Annotated in this window: 18 protein-coding genes; 7 read left to right on the top strand and 11 right to left on the bottom strand. The window is 67.8% G+C overall.

Annotated features, from left to right (window positions below; genetic code table 11):
* Positions 1–8: 8 nt before the first annotated feature.
* Positions 9–524, bottom strand: coding sequence for a hypothetical protein (locus tag KF689_01920; protein MBX3132128.1), 516 nt, complete (start codon positions 522–524; stop codon positions 9–11).
* On the opposite strand from KF689_01920, the gene KF689_01915 reads away from it, so the two are divergent.
* Positions 513–923, top strand: coding sequence for an RNA-binding S4 domain-containing protein (locus KF689_01915; GenBank protein MBX3132127.1), 411 nt, complete (start codon positions 513–515; stop codon positions 921–923). The genes KF689_01920 and KF689_01915 overlap by 12 nt on opposite strands.
* 77 nt (positions 924–1,000) lie before the next feature.
* Positions 1,001–1,159 (top strand): hypothetical protein, encoded by a 159-nt coding sequence (locus tag KF689_01910; GenBank protein ID MBX3132126.1) that lies wholly within the window; start codon positions 1,001–1,003, stop codon positions 1,157–1,159.
* 81 nt (positions 1,160–1,240) lie between these two features.
* Here KF689_01910 and infA read toward each other — a convergent pair whose 3' ends face one another.
* Entirely contained in the window at positions 1,241–1,462 is a 222-nt protein-coding gene (infA, locus tag KF689_01905; protein MBX3132125.1) for a translation initiation factor IF-1, read from the bottom strand.
* A 149-nt stretch (positions 1,463–1,611) separates the two neighbouring features.
* Here infA and pnuC point away from each other — a divergent pair, with 149 nt between their 5' ends.
* Complete coding sequence (gene pnuC / locus KF689_01900; protein MBX3132124.1) at positions 1,612–2,703, top strand: nicotinamide riboside transporter PnuC; 1,092 nt, start codon at positions 1,612–1,614, stop codon at positions 2,701–2,703.
* Here pnuC and KF689_01895 read toward each other — a convergent pair.
* The 9 genes from KF689_01895 to KF689_01855 all read right to left on the bottom strand — a co-directional run bounded on the left by KF689_01895 (position 2,660) and on the right by KF689_01855 (position 12,680).
* Positions 2,660–3,601 carry a M20/M25/M40 family metallo-hydrolase gene (locus tag KF689_01895; GenBank protein MBX3132123.1) on the bottom strand — a complete coding sequence of 314 codons (942 nt, stop codon included), beginning with the start codon at positions 3,599–3,601 and terminating at the stop codon, positions 2,660–2,662. The genes pnuC and KF689_01895 overlap by 44 nt on opposite strands.
* 198 nt (positions 3,602–3,799) lie before the next feature.
* Positions 3,800–5,101, bottom strand: a complete 1,302-nt coding sequence (locus tag KF689_01890) for a hypothetical protein (GenBank protein MBX3132122.1) — start codon at positions 5,099–5,101, stop codon at positions 3,800–3,802.
* 40 nt (positions 5,102–5,141) lie between these two features.
* Positions 5,142–5,732, bottom strand: a complete 591-nt coding sequence (locus tag KF689_01885; GenBank protein MBX3132121.1) for a YceI family protein — start codon at positions 5,730–5,732, stop codon at positions 5,142–5,144.
* 148 nt (positions 5,733–5,880) lie between these two features.
* Positions 5,881–6,666, bottom strand: coding sequence for a DUF3108 domain-containing protein (locus tag KF689_01880; protein MBX3132120.1), 786 nt, complete (start codon positions 6,664–6,666; stop codon positions 5,881–5,883).
* Between the two features lie 81 nt (positions 6,667–6,747).
* Complete coding sequence (locus tag KF689_01875) at positions 6,748–7,944, bottom strand: type II secretion system F family protein (protein ID MBX3132119.1); 1,197 nt, start codon at positions 7,942–7,944, stop codon at positions 6,748–6,750.
* 26 nt (positions 7,945–7,970) lie between these two features.
* On the bottom strand, positions 7,971–9,137 hold the full coding sequence (locus KF689_01870) for a type IV pilus twitching motility protein PilT (GenBank protein ID MBX3132118.1): 1,167 nt from the start codon (positions 9,135–9,137) through the stop codon (positions 7,971–7,973).
* 121 nt (positions 9,138–9,258) lie between these two features.
* Positions 9,259–11,088 (bottom strand): Flp pilus assembly complex ATPase component TadA, encoded by a 1,830-nt coding sequence (gene tadA, locus KF689_01865; protein ID MBX3132117.1) that lies wholly within the window; start codon positions 11,086–11,088, stop codon positions 9,259–9,261.
* A gap of 103 nt (positions 11,089–11,191) precedes the next feature.
* Positions 11,192–11,485 (bottom strand): helix-hairpin-helix domain-containing protein, encoded by a 294-nt coding sequence (locus KF689_01860; GenBank protein ID MBX3132116.1) that lies wholly within the window; start codon positions 11,483–11,485, stop codon positions 11,192–11,194.
* A gap of 247 nt (positions 11,486–11,732) precedes the next feature.
* On the bottom strand, positions 11,733–12,680 hold the full coding sequence (locus KF689_01855) for a M28 family peptidase (GenBank protein MBX3132115.1): 948 nt from the start codon (positions 12,678–12,680) through the stop codon (positions 11,733–11,735).
* A 98-nt stretch (positions 12,681–12,778) separates the two neighbouring features.
* Here KF689_01855 and KF689_01850 point away from each other — a divergent pair, with 98 nt between their 5' ends.
* Genes KF689_01850 through KF689_01835 form a run of 4 tightly spaced genes read left to right on the top strand, consistent with a single transcriptional unit; the run spans position 12,779 to position 17,043 of the window.
* Positions 12,779–14,236 (top strand): LptF/LptG family permease, encoded by a 1,458-nt coding sequence (locus KF689_01850; protein ID MBX3132114.1) that lies wholly within the window; start codon positions 12,779–12,781, stop codon positions 14,234–14,236.
* Positions 14,233–15,327 (top strand): LptF/LptG family permease, encoded by a 1,095-nt coding sequence (locus KF689_01845; GenBank protein MBX3132113.1) that lies wholly within the window; start codon positions 14,233–14,235, stop codon positions 15,325–15,327. The genes KF689_01850 and KF689_01845 overlap by 4 nt, the downstream gene beginning before the upstream one ends.
* 34 nt (positions 15,328–15,361) lie before the next feature.
* On the top strand, positions 15,362–16,159 hold the full coding sequence (locus KF689_01840) for an ABC transporter permease (GenBank protein ID MBX3132112.1): 798 nt from the start codon (positions 15,362–15,364) through the stop codon (positions 16,157–16,159).
* Complete coding sequence (locus tag KF689_01835) at positions 16,159–17,043, top strand: MCE family protein (GenBank protein MBX3132111.1); 885 nt, start codon at positions 16,159–16,161, stop codon at positions 17,041–17,043. The genes KF689_01840 and KF689_01835 overlap by 1 nt, the downstream gene beginning before the upstream one ends.
* Positions 17,044–17,188: the final 145 nt, after the last annotated feature.

Genomic DNA, 17,188 nt, shown 5'->3' with positions numbered 1-17,188 from the left:
GAGGGACCCTAGGGCGACGGCGTGAACGGCAAGCCCGCCTGGATAGCCAGTTGGATGCGCTCGTGGTTGGTCACGCGCCCGCCGGTGATGACCACCGCGATGTTGTTGTTGGTGACGAACAGCATCGGGGGTGGAAAGGGGGTCACCGCACCGGGTGGGGCCGCGGTCGCCGGGTTGAGCGGGTCGGTGGCGGCCTTCCGTGCGACGGAGTCACTGTAGATCCAAGCGTAGACTTCCCCGCCCCCCGCGAGCAGCGCGATGGCGGGCTGCCCCATCCAGGGGGCGGCGGGTGCAGGCCGATCGCTGGCGCGGGGTGCGACGCCGGCCCGTAGCAGGCGGTCCAGCAGGTGCGCCTCGGTCCACTTGCCGTCCGAGGGGAGCGCGGCTGCCTGGCGCGCCGTGGTCTCGGCAGCGGCCATCGAACTCCGGACGGCCTGTTGCTCGGCCTCGGCCTTGGCGGCGCGGTCGACGCAGGCCGAGACGGCCGCGAGCAGCAGCGTTAGCTTCATCGAATGGCGGATCACGACGACCTCCCGGCGTTACGGACGGACCCCGTCCGCGTGGACAAGTGGCTGTGGGCGGCGCGGTTCTTCAAGACACGCTCGCTGGCTGTGGACGCGGTGGACGGAGGGAAGGTGTACGTGAACGGCGACCGCGCCAAGCCCGCGAAGGCCGTCCGTCCCGGCGACGAGCTGCGCATCAGGATGGGGCCGTACGAGCACGTGCTGGTCGTGCGCGGCACCTCCGAGCGGCGGGGCCCGGCACCGGAGGCGCAGCGGCTGTACGAAGAGACCGCCGCCTCGCGCGAGGCGCGCGAGAAGCTGCACTGGCAGCTGACCAAGGCCGCACCGGCGATGGAGCCGGCGCCGGGGCGGCCCACCAAGCAGGACCGCCGTGCGCTCAACCGCTTCCGCGGGCGCTGAGCGCCGCTCGCCAGTGGCGGGAACGACGGACAATCCGTTAGCATTCCATCCCTGACCCCGTTAGCGGAGATTCCGTGATGTCCAAGAGCGACACCTCGTACGATCCGAACAAGCTCGGGTGGGGCTTCGCCGCCGCCATCATCGTGCTGGCGATCGTCGCGAACCTGACGGCCTTCTCGATCCACAAGGCCACGTACCAGAAGCCCGACAAGCCGAAGGCCGCCGCCGCGCACTAAGCCGGTACCGCTCGGTCCGCATACGAAACGACGCGAGGGGCGCGAATCCGATGGATTCGCGCCCCTCGTCGTTTGACCGGCTCAGTTCTTGTGGCGGAAGGTGATGCGACCGCGGCTGAGGTCGTAGGGCGAGACCTCGACCGTCACGCGATCGCCCTGCAGCACCCGGATGCGGAAGCGCCGCATCTTGCCGGCCATCGTGGCCAGCACGTCGTGTCCGTTGGACAGCAGGACGCGGAACGTCGCGCTGGGGAGCACTTCGCTCACGGTGCCTTCGAGTTCGATCGCTTCTTCCTTCGCCATTGGGTCCGGGTGGGGGGTATCCCTGAATCTAGCGGGGGGCGCGGGCTGGATTCAACGCCGCAGGTATCCCCGTCTCCCTGACCCCACCTGCCCTGCCCGCGTCACAATCCCGCTTGTCCCCCGCCCCGGCCCCGGGTTAGCCTGCCTCCGTGGATCCACTCGAACTCATCGCCGTCGGCTTCGGCATCCTGAGCGTCTGGCTCAGCACGCGCGAGCACATCGCCGCTTGGCCGACCGCGCTAGTGAACACCGCGTTGTACTTTATCATCCTCGGGCGGGCCCAGCTCTACGCCAACGCCTGGCTGCAGGTCTTCTACTTCACGCTGTCGCTGTACGGCTGGTACCAGTGGAAGTACGGCGGATCCTCGCACAGCGGCGTACAGGTCTCGCGGGCCTCGCCGCGCTTGCTGCTGCTCCTCGCCGGCATCGCCGTGGCCGCGACGCTGCTCATCGGCGGCGGCCTGGCGCGGTTCACCGATGCCTCGCTGCCCTGGCCCGACGCCGCCACCACGGCAGTGAGCCTCGTCGCCCAGTGGATGCTGACCCGCAAGCTGCGCGAGAACTGGGCCATTTGGATCGGCGTGAACGTGGCCTACATCGCGATGTACCTGCACCAATCGATGTGGCCGACCGCCGGCCTGTACGTCGCCTTCCTCTTGCTGGCCATCCACGGCTGGCGGCAATGGGGCGCGACGCTGCGGGCGCGCGAGGCGACGTACCACGTCGTGCTGACTGGTCCCGAGAACAGCGGCAAGACCACGCTCGCACAGGCCATCGCCGAGCGGCACGGCGCGCCGTGGGTACCCGAGGGCGCGCGTCGCTTCGTCGAGACCGACCCGACGCCGCTCTCGGCCGAGACCGTCGAGCCGATCGCCAAGCTCGCGATGGGCCTCGACGATGCCGCACGCGTGGGCGCGCCGACGCTGCTGGTGCACGACACCGACCTCGTGAGCACGGTGGTGTATGCGCGCCACTACTACGGCCACTGCCCCGACTGGATCGTGTCCGAAGCCCGCGCGCGCCGCGCCGACCTCTACCTGCTCTGCCTGCCCGACCTGCCCTGGGAAGCCGACGGCGTGCGCGACCGCCCCACGAAGCGGGCGGAGCTCCTCGCGATGTTTCGCGACGAGCTCCGCGCGATGGATGCGGACGTGATCGAGATCGGCGGGCAGGGCGAGGCGCGTCTCGCCGCCGCCCTCAGCGCGCTGGCCAGCCGGCGACCGCCGCGTCCAGGCGCGTGACGAAGGCCGCGACGGTGCGGGCCGAGGCGTAGAACCAGGCCGGATTCACCTTCTCGGGATCGTCGCTGGGCTCGTGGTAGTCGGGGTGGTCCTCGACGCCGAAGTACACGAACGGAATCCCCTGTGCGTGGAACGCGCCTTGGTCGGACAGCGAGGTCCAGTTGTCGCGGCCGGTGCCGGTGTCGAAGCCCATCTTGAGCGTCACCGGTGCCAACGGGACCAGCGACTCCACGATGGGCTTCATCTGCGGCCACGGCGTCGTCCCGACGGCCCACAGGATGCCGTTATCGCCGCGCGCGACCATATCCATATTCACGTTGGCGGCGATCTGCGCCAGCGGCACGGGCGGGGTCGCGACGAAGGCGCGTGCGCCGAGCAGCCCCATCTCCTCGGCGTCGAAGAACGCGAAGATGAGCGTGTGCCGCGGCGCGTGGCGGCGGAAGTGCGCCGCGAGTTGCAGCAGCGTCGCGGTCCCCGACGCGTTGTCGTCGGCGCCGTTGTAGATCTGGCCGTTGCGCGGCGGGACGTGGTCGAAGTGCGCGCTGACGACAATCACGCGGTCGGGGAACTCGTTGCCCCGCACCATCCCCAGTACGTTGACGCCCTGCACGGAGTCGGGCCGATTACGCCGCGGCATCGCGAACGGATGCTCGTGGCGACCGTTCACGGGATCCACGCCGAGGCGGCGCAGCTCGCTGGCGAGGAAAGCGCGGGCCTTGGCGTTCTCGGCCGTCATCGCGGCGCGGCCGGCCATAGAGTCGTGCGAGAGGCGGAAGAGGTCGCTGATCAGGCGCGCGGAGTCGAGCGCGGGGATGGGCGAGGGGTCTGCGGCGGGCGCGGGTGTGGAGGCGGCGCCGGTGCAGGCGGAGAGGAGGAGGAGGAGGACGAGGAGTCGCATCGGCGGAAGATAGCGAGACGGGAGGTGGTGAGGGGGGTGATGGCGGGGAGAGGGGGAGAGGGGAGACGGTCGGGAGAGGGGAGACGGTCGGGAGAGGGGCGACGGTCGCGAGAGGGGCGACGGTCGCGAGACGCGCGAAGGGCGGCGGGAGCTATGCTCCCGCCGCCCTTCTCATCCGTCCTCCGTCATCCGTCCTGTTCAGAACGCCAGCACTGCCTCGATCATGAAACCGCTGAACTTGCCGCCGTTGCGGGTGTCGGCGGCGCCGGTGTAGCCCTTGTACTGCTGGTTCACCCACTCGGCCTTCATCAGGAGGCTCGGGGTGACGAACCAGCCGCCACCGAAGTTCGTGCGGGTCACGTCCGCGTCCGGTGCAGCGGCGCCGACATCGCCCGCCACGTTGTTCCAGCGCCCGACGAGGTAGAGGCTCTCGTTGCGGCCGAAGCGGTAGAGGCCTTCCGCCATCAGCTGCGTGACCTCGCGCAGGTCGGTCTCGGCGGCACTGCGGCCCTTGGCGACCTCATACATCCCGAAGAACTCGGCGCCACGGAACTTGACGAACGGGTTGATCATATAGCCCGTCTGTTCGTCCGAGAATCCCGGGTTGATGCGCCCCGAGGTGAACTGGGCCGATTCCGTCGCAGCGGTGTTCTCGAGGACGTAGTAGTAGCGCGAGCCGGCGCGATCGCCCGAGTAGATCGAGTTGCTGATCGACGAGGCGGTGGTGCGGTACGAGCCGCTGAGGCGCACGCGCAGGTCGTCATTGAGCTGGCGGTCGAAGCCCGCCTTCACCATATAGGCCGGCGCGCGGTCATCCGGCAGGTCCACGCGGCCCTTGATCTCACCGCCGGTCGCGGCGATCACGCCGAAGAGGCCGTTGCGCTGCACGATCGCCTCGACGCCCACTTCCGTCGTGAAGGCATCCATCAACGCGTTGCCCACCAGCGGGTTGTACATCGCGTTGCCGTTGTCCGTGCGGCGGAACTGGAAGTCGCCGTAGTTCACCTGGAAGTGCCCGATCTTCAGCGTGGTGAACTCCATCAGCTTGTGGAAGAGCGGCACGTCGAGCGGCGAGGCATCCACCTGCAGGAAGCCGTCCTTCACGTACGTCTCCGGGTGGTGGCGCGACGACAGGTAGGTCGTGAGCTGCACGCGGATGCCCGGGGCGACCTGGGCGTTCATATACAGGTTCGCGGTCGCGTTGTTGAAGCCGTTGCCGATCGGCTTGAGCGCGGTCGAGCCGCTGGTCTCGTGGTCGAGCCCCTGGAACTGCTGGGTGAAGGCGGCACCCCACTGCAGCGCGAAGCCGGTGTAGGGGACGTTCTCGACCTTCGGGGTCTCGAAGATGTTGATGCCGCGCTTGTCGTAGGGGCGCAGGTACTGCACGACGGTCGGCGGCTGGAACTTCGACTCGTCGTCCACCGCCGGCTGCTGCGCAGCGAGCGGGGCCGCGAACGCGAGCGCGGCGACGGCGAGGAGGGGGATACGGAGCGACGACATTGTTGGAATCCTCAGGGAGAGAGAATCGGCTGACCGCCGATCAGGGTTGGAGCAGGAGGTCGAAGTGCACGGTGACGGTGTCGCCCACCTTGAGCGTGCCCATCATCAACCGCGGGGGCTGGACGCCCCAATCGTTCATATTCAGGGGATAGCGGCCGGTCGCCCGCAGGGCGCCGCCGGCATCGGCGAACTGCGCCGGCACCGCAATCGGCCGCGTCTGGCCGTTGATCAGCAGCGTACCCTGCAGCGTGCCGGTCGTGTTGGCACCGCGCGTCAGCGCGTAGTCCGTCAGCGTGAACCGGATCTGCTGATGCCGCTCGGCGTTGAGCGCCGTGCGCATATGGTTGTTCATCGTCCGGTTCTCGCAGTCGAGCGCGGCCACCGGGAAGGTCAGCTGCACCGTGCGCACGGCCTTGGTGCCGGCGAGGACGGCCGCCGGCGCGCCGGCGTCGGCGGCGATGGCGGCATCGATCTGCGGCGCCTTGCAGTTCCAGTCGCGCACGGTCGAGGTGCCTTCAAACCAGAGCCTGCTCTCCGGCTTGAGGCGGAGCGCATCCTGGATCGGGCTCGCTGCGGCGGCGAGCGTCAGGATCGTGAGAACGAGGGCCCAGCGGGGAGGTGAGACACGCATCGGAACTGCTCCAGTAGGGGGACTGCGTGGCGAGCCGCGCCGACTGCGCGATTCGTGACTGGAGTATCCGCTCGGGGGCGTTCTCGGGCAGTAAGGCGGTGCCGGAACTTGGGTGAGGCCCCTGATGGCTAATTCCTAGGGGATTCCCCTACGCGTCGCAACTCATCGCGCCGGGGTACCGGGGCGGGCTGACCCAGCCAATCAGCAGGAGCGTCGTGGTGCCGAGTACCGGCATCCGGCTGACAATCCGCACCGGAACCCGACACTGGTCGGTGTCAATGTTCAACCGGATGGTCCCGGTGCCCCGGTAGCGCTTGGGGTCCCGCACGTCCATCTCCACGACCCGGGTGCGGAATATCCCGACCGGGGTTTCCACCAATTCCTCGCCAAGCACGCGGATGGTGGTGGGGTTGCGCGCGGCGTCGAAGTGCCGCGAGATCTGGAAGGTCGTATCGCGGTCCAGCGGGATGGTGCGCAGGAAGTACAGGAACGAGAGTTCGTCGAGGGGGTCGGCGTGCCCGAGGCGGTGGGTCGGGCCCTCGCCGTCGCGCCAGGTGCCGGCAGCGAGGTCAATGAGAACCTTCTCCTCGCTGCGGCTCAGCGGATGCCGCTCGGTCTTCTCGAAGCGCGCCGAACGGAAGCGGACCGGATCGAGCCACGAGACGGTGCGGTCCATCGCCCGGATGGGTCCGCGCCCGGCTTCCATCTCGAAGACCAGGCGCCAGGTGACCACGTCGCGCTCGGCCAGGGGTCCCTCCACGCGCATCTGCCCCTCACCGACGTTGCCCCCGACGGTGACGTGGACGCGGTAGCGCAGGGCCTCGCCGAGGGGGAACGGCGGGCGCGGTGGTGCCGTCGGCGCCTCCTCCTGCGCAGCGAGCGGCGACGCGAGGAGGGCGGCAAGGGCCCAGATGAGGAGCGGTCGTGGAGTCACGCCGTGTAGGCTCACACCTGGGGACGCAGGGCGATAGCCGGCGTTTCCCCCCACGGCTGTGGGGGGAAGGCCGACCGCTCGCTACTGCGCGGCGTTGATCATATCGAAGATCGGCAGGTACATCGCCACGACCATCCCGCCGACGACGACGCCGAGGAACACGATCATCATCGGTTCCATCAGGGCGAGCAGGCCGCCGACGGCGGCGTCCACTTCTTCGTCGTAGAAGTCGGCGATCTTCGAGAGCATCTCGTCGAGACCGCCGGTCTGCTCACCGACGGCGATCATCGAGATCACCATCGGCGGGAAGACGCCGGACTTCGCGAGCGGGGCGGAAATCGTGTCACCGCCGGCGATCGAGGCGCGGGAGGCCATAATGGCGTCCGAGATCACGCGATTGCCCGCGGTCTTGGCGGTGATCTCCAGCCCGTCCAGGATGCTGACGCCGGAGCTGATGAGCGTTCCCAGCGTGCGGGTGAAGCGCGAGACCGCAGACTTGCGGAGCACATCGCCGAGCACGGGCGCCCTCAACAGCAGGCGGTCAATCACCAGTTGGCCGTTGTTGGTCGCGTAGTACTTCTGCAGGGACTTGAAGACCGCGAAGCCGATTGCGAGGACGGCCCACCAGTATGACTGCAGGAACTCCGACAGCGCGATGACGATGCGAGTCGGTAGTGGGAGCGCGAGCCCCACTGACTCGAACATCGACTGGAAGGTCGGAATCACGAAGAGCAGGAGCACCGTGATGGCCGTCCCGGCCACACCCATAATGACGCCGGGGTAGATCATCGCACCCTTGACCTTGCGGACGAGCGCGTCGTTTTTCTCCATAAACGTCGCGAGGCGCAGGAGGATGGTATCGAGGATGCCGCCCGCCTCGCCCGCCGCCACCATATTCACGTAGAGTTCGGTGAAGGCGTTGGGATGCTTCCCGAGTGCATCTGCCACGGTGTGTCCGGACTCCACGTCGAACACGACCTGACGCGTGACCGCCTGCAGGACCGGGTTCTCGGACTGCTTGGACAGGATGTCGAGGGCCTGCACGAGCGGAAGGCCTGAGTTGATCATCGTGGAGAACTGGCGGGTAAAGATCACGATGTCGCGCATCGCGATCGAACCCTTGGTCTTGGGCGCCGTCTTGGCCTGCTCCTCGATCTTGACGACGTTCATCCGCAGCCGCTTGAGCTGGTTGACGCCTTCTTCCTTGCTCGCAGCCTCGATGGTCGCGGACTTCATCTCGCCCGTGGCGCTGCGTGCGGTATACACAAAGGTCGGCATATGGTCTCCTCTGGTGTCCTAGACGATTATCGACGCCCGCCCGCCACAGGCGCACCCTTGGACGGGCCGCCGCCGGTCGGTCCTTCGTCCACGAGGGACTTGCCGATCATTCGCAGGAACTCGGTGGGGTCACCGGACACGCGCAAGCACTCCTCTTCGCTGACTTCGCGCGCAGTATAGAGGGCGTAGAGCGCGTCGTTGAGGGTCTGCATCCCAAACTTCTTGCCCGACTGCATCATCGAATAGACCTGGTGGATCTTGTCGTCGCGGATCAGCGCGCGGATTGCCGGCGTGCACACCAGGATCTCAGCGGCCATCACGCGGCCCTTGCCGGCGCGCTTGGGTAGCAGCGTCTGCGTGATGATGCCCTCCAGCACGAAGGCGAGTTGGGCGCGCACCTGCGCCTGCTGGTGGCTCGGGAACACGTCGATGATGCGGTTGATGGCCTCGGCCGCCGAATTCGTGTGCAGCGTCGCGAAGGCCAAGTGGCCCGTCTCGGCGATCGTCAGGCCGGCGTGGATGGTCTCGTGGTCGCGCATTTCGCCCACCAGCACGACGTCCGGGTCTTCGCGCAGCGCGTACTTCAAGGCCGAGCCGAAGCTCTTGGTGTCGGAGCCCACCTCACGCTGGTTGACGATGCAGCCTTGATGCTTGTGAATGAACTCGATCGGGTCCTCGACCGTGAGGATGTGTCCCTTTCGCTCCTTGTTGATCTTGTCGATCATCGCGGCCAGCGTCGTGGACTTACCCGACCCGGTCGGGCCGGTGACCAGCACGAGGCCACGGGGCTTCTCGGCCAGCCGCGCGATCACCGGCGGGAGTCCGAGTTGGCTGAACGTCAGGATCTCGAAGGGGATGACGCGAAGCACGATCGAGACGCAGCCGCGCTGCTTGAAGCAGTTGCCGCGGAAGCGCGCCAGGTTCTGGATGCCGAACGAGAAGTCGAGCTCGTCCTCCATCTCGAAGCGCTTCTTCTGGTTCTCCGTCAGCACCGAGTAAGCCAGTTGCAGCGTGTCCTTGGGCTGCAGCACCACCTCCTGCCGCGACGGGACGATGTCGCCGTCGATGCGCAGCATCGGACGCGCCCCGGCCGTGATGTGCAGGTCGGAGGCGCCGCGCTCGAGGAGTTCCTCGAGGAGGACGCGCAGGTTGAGCTGGCTGGCGGGGGAGGCGGGGGCTTGGGGAGCGGTCATTACTTGGACGGAGGACGGAGGACGGAGGACGGAGGCTACGGGCGACAGCAACGGCAGACGATGGCGTGCAGGACGGAGGGTGGGGTGACGGAGGCAGCTTCTCTCATCCGTCCTCCGTCCCCTACGCGCTCGTCTCCGTAATCACCTGCTCCAGCGACGTGATGCCCTTCCACACCTTGACTAGGCCGTCCATCCGCAGGGTGAGCATCCCCTCTTCGATGGCGAAGTCCTTGATCTCGGCGGCGCCGACGTTCTGGAGGATCAGCTTGCGGAGCCCCGGGGTCATATTCAGCACCTCGTAGGCGCCCTGCCGGCCGCGGGAACCGGAGCCCTTGCACTTGTCGCAGCCCTTGCCGCGGAAGAACGGCATATCCATCACGCGCGTGTCGAGCGTGATGTTCGCGAGCAGCGGCTTCACGTCGTCCGGGGCGCGGGTCTTGAGGCCGTGGATGGCGTCCTCCTTGAACCGGAGGTCGCGCAGCGTCGTCTTCTCGGTCCACTTGGCGGCCGTGGCCTCCTCGGGCGAGATCCGATACTGCTCCTTGCAGGTGCTGCAGATGCGGCGCAGCAGGCGCTGCGCAAGCACGAGGTTGAGCGCCGAGCTGACGTTGAAGGGTTCGAGACCCATATCCAGCAGACGCGTGATCGTCTCGGCCGTGGAGTTGGTGTGGAGCGTCGAGAGCACCAGGTGACCGGTGAGTGCGGCCTTGATGGCGATGCCGCCGGTCTCGAGGTCACGGATCTCGCCGACCATGATGATGTTCGGGTCTTGCCGCAGGAACGCCTTCAGCGCGGCTGCGAAGGTCATCCCGATCTCGTTGCGCACCAACACCTGGTTGACCCCGTAGAGGTTGTACTCGACGGGGTCCTCCGCGGTCATAATGTTCGTCTCGACCTTGTTGATGAGCATAATGCTCGAGTACAGCGTGGTGGTCTTGCCCGAACCCGTGGGGCCCGTGACCAGCACCATCCCGTAGGGACTCCGCACCGCGTGCATCAGGTCGCGCTCGGCTTGCGGCTCGATGCCGAGCTTGTCGAGGTCCATCAGGTTGTTCTGCGCCAAGATGCGCAGCACGACCTTTTCGCCGAAGAGCGTGGGCAGCGTGGAGACGCGGAAGTCCACGACCTTGTTGGCGCTCAGCTTGAGCTTGATGCGGCCGTCCTGCGGCACGCGGCGCTCGGCGATGTTGAGCTGGCTCATAATCTTGAACCGCGAAATCAGCGCCGGCTGCATCTTCTTCGGCGGCTTCATCACTTCTTCGAGATGCCCGTCGATGCGATAGCGCACGCGCAGGTCCTTCTCGAAACACTCGAAGTGGATGTCCGAGGCACCCTGCTTCACGGCGTTGGTGAGGATCGCGTTGATCAGCTTCACGACCGGCGCGTCGTCGACGGCGGCGGCCAGCGCCGTCGCCGACATCTCCTCCTCCTTCTCCTCGACGACTTCGACCTCGCTGTCCTCGAGACCCTCGATTTCGTCCAGCAGCGCCGACATCTGCTGCTCGTTGGACTCGTAGTGCTTCTCGATGACGTTGCGCAGCGTGAACTCGCCCGCTATCACCGGGAAGATGTCGTAGCGGGTGATGAACTTGAGGTCCTCGATGACGCCGAGGTTCGTCGGATCCGCCATCGCCACGGTCAGCGTGCGACCGTCGCGCTTCAGCGGCAGCACCAGGTTCTTGGTGGCCAGGTCCGTCGGCACCAGCTTGATGATCTTGGTGTCCACCTCGAACTTCGAGAGGTCCACGGCCGGCATCTTGAACTGCCGCGCCAGCGTGCGCGTGAGCTCGTTCTCTTGGATGAAGCCGAGCTTCACGAGGTTGTAGCCCACACGGGTGCCCTGCTGCCGCTGCTCATCCAGGGCCTTCTGCAACTGCTCGCGCGTGATCAATCCCTCCTTGAGGAGGAGATCGCCAATCCGTTCACCGCCTGCGCTGGCCGCTGCCGTCATACCTGATGCACGGGATAGGGCGCGCTTGCCGGCTCCGGAGATGTCCAGGGCCGGTCTGCGCGTCGCGTGACAGCGTGAAGGTGGACGGGGGAACGCACAAGTGTCAAGGATGTAGACTGCGCGGTCCACTGGCCGCCGCCCGTGGAGGACGAGGCGGACCAGAGAATGTGACGCGCGGCGCCAATTTGGCGGCCAGGGCCGGCCCGATGCCTCGTACCTGCTGCAGACCCGACAAGCCCCCGAAGCTCCCGTGTTCGGCGCGGTCTTCGACGATGCGCCGCGCCAGCGCCGGCCCGATGCCTGGCAGAGTCTCGAGTTCGGCCGCGTCGGCACGGTCTACGTCCACAGGGGCGACCGGTGCAGCGTGCGCCGACGCTGCGACCGGCGCCTTGGTCACCCCGGCGGAACTCCGCTGGGTCGTGGACCTCGGTCGGCCGCCTGCCGTGACCGCAGACTCCACCGCCGCGAGCTGGGCGGCCAGGGCTGCCTGGGGCCCCGTCACAGCCGTGGCCGGGGGGCGCAGGGAGCGTGCACCGCGCACCCCCACGCCCAGGACCGCTACGGCAGCCACGAACAGGAGCGCGCGCCGCTCGGATGGGGTGGGCACGGCCGTAGCATCGCGCGGCAAGGCCCACCGCGCACCATCATCGCATCGCGCGCAACACCGCCATTGCGACGTCCCCGACCACCTGCAGCGTCCGCTCGGAGACCTTGTCCTCGGTGTCCTCCGGCGTGTGGTGGTAGGCGTAGTCGATGTCGATCACGTCGATCACCTTGAAGCCCTTCTCGATAAACGGCAGGTGGTCGTCGGTGATCGGGAACGACTCGCGGGTCGGGAAGTACGCTCCGTGCCCGAGCCGCTGGGCCGCGCCCCAGACCAGCTGGATGACGTCGGGGGCGGCGCGCATCGAGTGCGACTCGTAGAGGAAGCGCGCGTCCGGCTTGCCGACCATATCGAACAGCACGCCGAAGCGCGGCGCGAAGTTGCGCGGCAGGTTCGCGACGAAGTGGCGCGAGCCGATCAGCACGTCGGTATCGGTATCGAAGTCACCCCAGTCCTCGCCGTCCACGAAGAGCAGGTCCACGCCGATGCCCGCCGGCTGCGCCTTGAGCGCGTCGGCTACGCCGAGCAGCACGGCGACACCCGAGGCACCGTCGTTGGCGCCGGGCGTGGGGCCGCCGCGGTCCGCCGGGTTCGTGGCCTTTTCGGCCGTCGGACGCGAATCCCAGTGCGCGAGGTACAGCACGCGGTCGCTGGCCGCCGGATTGAAGCGCGCGAGCACGTTGCGCATCGGGAGGCGCTTGCCGTCGGCGGTCACGTGGGTCCAGGTCTGCACGAGGACGGTGTCGGCGCGCTCGCGCAGCTCGCTGACCAGCCAGTCGCCGGCGTTGCGGTGGGCCGCCGTGCCGGGCACCCGGGGCCCGAAGGCCATCTGGGCGCGCACATAGGCCATCGCCTTGGCCCCATCGAACTCGGGCGGGGTTCGGTCGGTCACGAGGGCGTCGGACTGGGCGGCCTCCCCGCCGCCGCAGGCGAGCAGCAGCAGGGCGATCGCGGGGGCGCAACGGAACGGGCGCAGGAGCCGGGACATCGGGACGGGGCGGAAGTGGTGGCGCGGCGAACACGGTGCTGTGGGGTATACACCGCCGCACCTTGCCCGGCCATCAATAGCTAGTGGAATATACGCAAGTGAAGATCGCCTCCCGCTACGTCCTCCGCGAGCACCTCGGGCCGTTGCTCTTCGCCGTCTCGGCGTTGACCTCGCTGCTCCTGCTCAACTTCATCGCCAAGAAGTTTCCCGAGCTCGTCGGGAAGGGCTTGCCGTGGTCGGTGATCGTGGAGTTCCTCGTGCTCTCGCTCCCGTTCACGGTGGCGATGACCCTGCCGATGGCCGTGCTGATGGCCACGCTGCACGCCTTCTCACGCTTCGCCGCCGAGAACGAGATCACGGCCTTCAAGGCCAGCGGCGTGAGTATGCAACTGTTGGTGCGGCCGGTGATCATCGCGTCCATCGGGCTGGCGCTGCTGATGGTCTGGTTCAACGACCAAGTGCTGCCGCGCGCCAACCATCGGCTGGCCACCCTGCAGGGAGACATCGCGCGGGTGAAGCCGACGCTGGCGCTCAGCGAGCAGGTCATCAACGAGGTCGTGCGCGGCTCGCTGTACCTGCGGGCGGCGCGCATCGAGCCGGGCACCAACCGGATGCGCGACGTCACCATCTACGACCTCAGCGACGCGGCCGCGCGACGCACGATCCGCGCCGACAGTGGCGGCCTGGCCTTCTCGGCCAGCGGCACCGACCTGGTGCTGACGCTCTATCACGGTCAGTCGGTGGAAAGCGCCGCCGACGCCCCACAGCGGCTGCAGCGCAGCTTCTTCACCGAGGATCGCATCGTCGTGCGCGGCATCGCCGCCGGGCTCGACCGCGGCACCACGAGGAACGCGGCCTACCGCTCCGATCGCGAGTACACCATCTGCGAGCTGCAGGAACGCGTCGAGTCCACGCGCAATTCCTGGACGGTCGTCTGGCGGCAGGTGCATCTGGCCGAGAACCCGGCGGATACGCTGGCCGTGCCGCCGCGTGAGCGCTGGCGCCTCGCTGCGTACTACTGCGGGGCGCTGGCCAAGTGGCGCGAGTGGACCAGCGTGAAGTCGGCCGAGGCGGCGCAGGAGCCTGTGCCCGCACCCCAGCGCGTCACGCCCCAGACACTCCCGGACTATGACGCCGTCATCCTCGAGGGCTACCGCTTCGAGATGCGCAGCGTGAAGGCACAGATGGACCGCTACCGCGTGGAAATCGAGAAGAAGTTCTCGATCGCCGCGGCCTGCGTGGTCTTCGTGCTGCTCGGCGCCCCCATCGCCCTGCGCTTCCCGCGCGGCGGCGTCGGCCTCACGCTGGGCGTGAGCCTCGGGGTCTTCGCGATCTACTACGTGGGCCTGCTGGCCGGCGAGGCGCTCTCCGACCGCGGGCTGCTCGACCCCGCCTTCGCGATGTGGGGCGCCAACGCCGTACTCGGCGCGGTCGGCATCGTGCTGACGGCGCGACTGGGCAGCGAGGGCTCGACGCACCGCGGCAGCGAGACCAGCGAGTGGTGGGGGCGGCTCGTCGACGCCGCGAAGGCCAAGTGGCGCCGGAGCCCCACGTGAGCCGCCGGCGCAGCTGGATCCACCCGCTGGACCGCTACGTGCTGAGCGAGTTCTGGAAGGTCCTCGCCGCCACCGCGCTGGGCTTCCCGATGCTCGTGATCATCATCGACATCTCGGAGAAGCTCGACAATTATCTCTCGCGCGAGCTCCCGCCCGCCGACATCGCGCTGGCGTACCTCTTCGGCATCCCGGAGACGATGTTCCTCGTGCTGCCGGCGGCCGTGCTCTTCGCGACGGTGTTCACGGTGGGCGGATTCACGCGGCACAGCGAGATCACCGCGGCCAAGGCCTCGGGCATCAGCTTCCACCGGTTCATCGCACCGATCGGCTTCGGCGCCGTCGTCGCGACGCTGCTCGGCCTCACGCTCTCGGAGCTGATCCCGCCGCTGAACGCGCGCCGGCTGGAGTTGCTGCAGGAGAAGTCGGTGCGCTTGGCGAACGAGCGCTCCAACTTCGCCTACGCCGCCGACGAGGGCCGCGTCTACAAGATCGGCTACGCCAACGTCGGCTCGGCGACGGCGCAACGCGTGGAGATCGAGCGACGCGGCGTCGGCCCCGAGTTCCCGAGCTTCGTGATCACCGCCGAGTCGGCGGACTGGGCGGACCGGAGGGGCTGGACGCTCAAGAACGGGTACCTGCACCTGATGCCCGATTCGCTGTCGTCGATGAGCGTCCAGTTCGACTCCCTGCGCGACCGCTACTTCACGGAACGGCCGCAGCACCTGATGGCCAACCCCAAGGCGCCGGCCGAGATGGGATTCCAGGACCTCGGGCGGTTCATCGCGGCGATGGAGCGCTCCGGTGCCGACGTGAAGAAGCTGCGCGTGGAACGGATGCTCAAGATCGCCATCCCGGTCACCTGCGTGATCATTATGCTCATCGGCGCGCCCTTGGCCACGAGCACCCAGCGCGGCGGAACCGCGTACGGCGTGGCCATCTCGCTCGCGGTGACGGTTATCTTCCTCGTGTTGCTCCAGCTGACGCAGGCCATCGGCGCCGGAGGCCTCGTGAAGCCCGAACTGGCCGCCTGGATGCCGGGCGCCCTGTTCACCGGCATCGGTACCTTCCTCCTCATCAAGGTCCGGACCTAACGTGGCTGGACGTCCCACCGAGACTTTCCCGATCGTGCCGCGCACCGGTCTCCGGTTCTTCCGGGGAATGGGGCGCAGCGCGATGGCGCTGTTCGGGGGCATCGGGGCGCGGGTGCTGTTCTTCCGCGAATTGGGCCGTGCGCTCAAGGAAGGCCGCACCTGGAGCCGCGAGGTCTTCCACCAGATGCGCACCATCGGCGTGGATTCCCTGCCCCTGGCGATTATGGTGGCCGCCTTCATCGGCGGCGTGATCACGATCCAGATCCGCTACCAGCTGTTTCCGGGCATCCAGCTCAGCATCGTGGGCCTCAGCTCGCGGCAGATCGTGATCCTCGAGACAGGGCCGTTGCTCACGGGCTTGGTGCTCGCGGGACGAGTCGGCGCGAAGATGACCGCCGAGATCGCGACGATGCGGGTCACCGAGCAGATCGATGCCTTGGAGACCCTGGCCTTCGACCCGGTGGCCTACCTGATTATCCCACGCATCATCGCGGCGGTGATTATGCTGCCGATCCTGACGGTGTTCGCCGACGTCTTCGGCGTGCTCAGCGGCCTGATGGCGGCGGTGACGATCACCGACGTGAAGTACGCGCAGTTTATGGAAGGGGTGCGCCTGGGCTACGACCAGTTCCAGGTGACGTACTCGTTGATCAAGGCGACGCTCTTCGGGGCTGCGATCGCCTTCCTCTGCACCTACGAGGGCTACACCACGCGGGGCGGCGCCGAGGGCGTCGGCCAGAGCACGGCCAAGGCCGTCGTGGTGTCGTCCATCGCCATCCTGATCCTGGACGCCATCACGGCCGTCCTCCTCGCCCCGTATCTTCAGGCCTAATGAAGCGTCGCGACGAAGTCCTCGTGGGAATCGTGGCCACCCTGGCGTTGGTGCTCGGGGTGCTCGGCTCCCTGTTGCTGGCCCGCGGCGGCATCGCGCCGGGTTATCCGGTGTACTCGGTGTTCGAGTGGGGCGCCGGACTACGGCCCGGCCAGCCCGTGCTGCTCTCGGGCGTGTCCGTGGGGTATGTGTCCGACGTGGCGTTCCGGCGCGAGGGCACGCTGCTCGTCACGATGCGCATCAACAAGCGCTACCAGGTGCCGCGCAACGCCATCGCGCGCATCGTCCCCAACGGCGTGTTCGGCGATATGATGGTGACCGTGAACCCCGAGGGACCGCTGACGCTGGAGGACTTCTCGCAGGGTGACACGATCCCGGCGGGCCCGCCGTCGGTGCAGATCGGCGACGTGCTGGCGCGCGTGGATTCCATCGGCAGCGACCTGCAGTCGCTGACGGCGGCGCTCAACCGGGACCTGGTGCAGGATGGCGGGCTGCGCGAGCTGCGGGCGACGGTGCAGAACGCGAATCGCTTCTTGGCCCAGCTGACGACCATCGCGGCGGTGCAGTCCGAGGAGCTGTCGCGCACGCAGGCGGCGGTGCGGCGCGTGGTGAGCGCGGTGGACTCCGCCAGCGTCGACAGTACCGTGAAGGCGCTGGCCGGCGCCGCGACGGCGATGGGGAGCTTGGCGGGTGACCTGCGGGCCACGACGGAGCAGCTCAACGGCGTGCTGGCGAAGCTCGAGGGCGGCGAGGGCTCGGCGGGCCTGCTGCTCAACGATGCGGGGCTCTACCGCGATACGCGGGCGCTGCTGACGCGGCTCGATTCGTTGACGGCGGACTTCCAGCGGAATCCGCGGAAGTACATCAAGCTGTCGATCTTCTGAGGGGGAGAGGGAACGGCTTTTCACCACAGAGGGCACAGAGAACCGCAACTGCCTTCAACGCAGAGGCGCAGAGATCGCAGAGCAGTGCAACTGCGAGTACTTGGGGGTCCGCGCGGATGCATCCGCGCGGACCCCCAAAGCTTTT

Source organism: Gemmatimonadaceae bacterium (genome assembly GCA_019637355.1).
In the GTDB taxonomy this organism is placed as follows: Bacteria; Gemmatimonadota; Gemmatimonadetes; order Gemmatimonadales; family Gemmatimonadaceae; genus Pseudogemmatithrix.
Note: the sequence above shows the minus strand (reverse complement) of the source record. Positions and strands in the feature narration are given on the sequence as shown.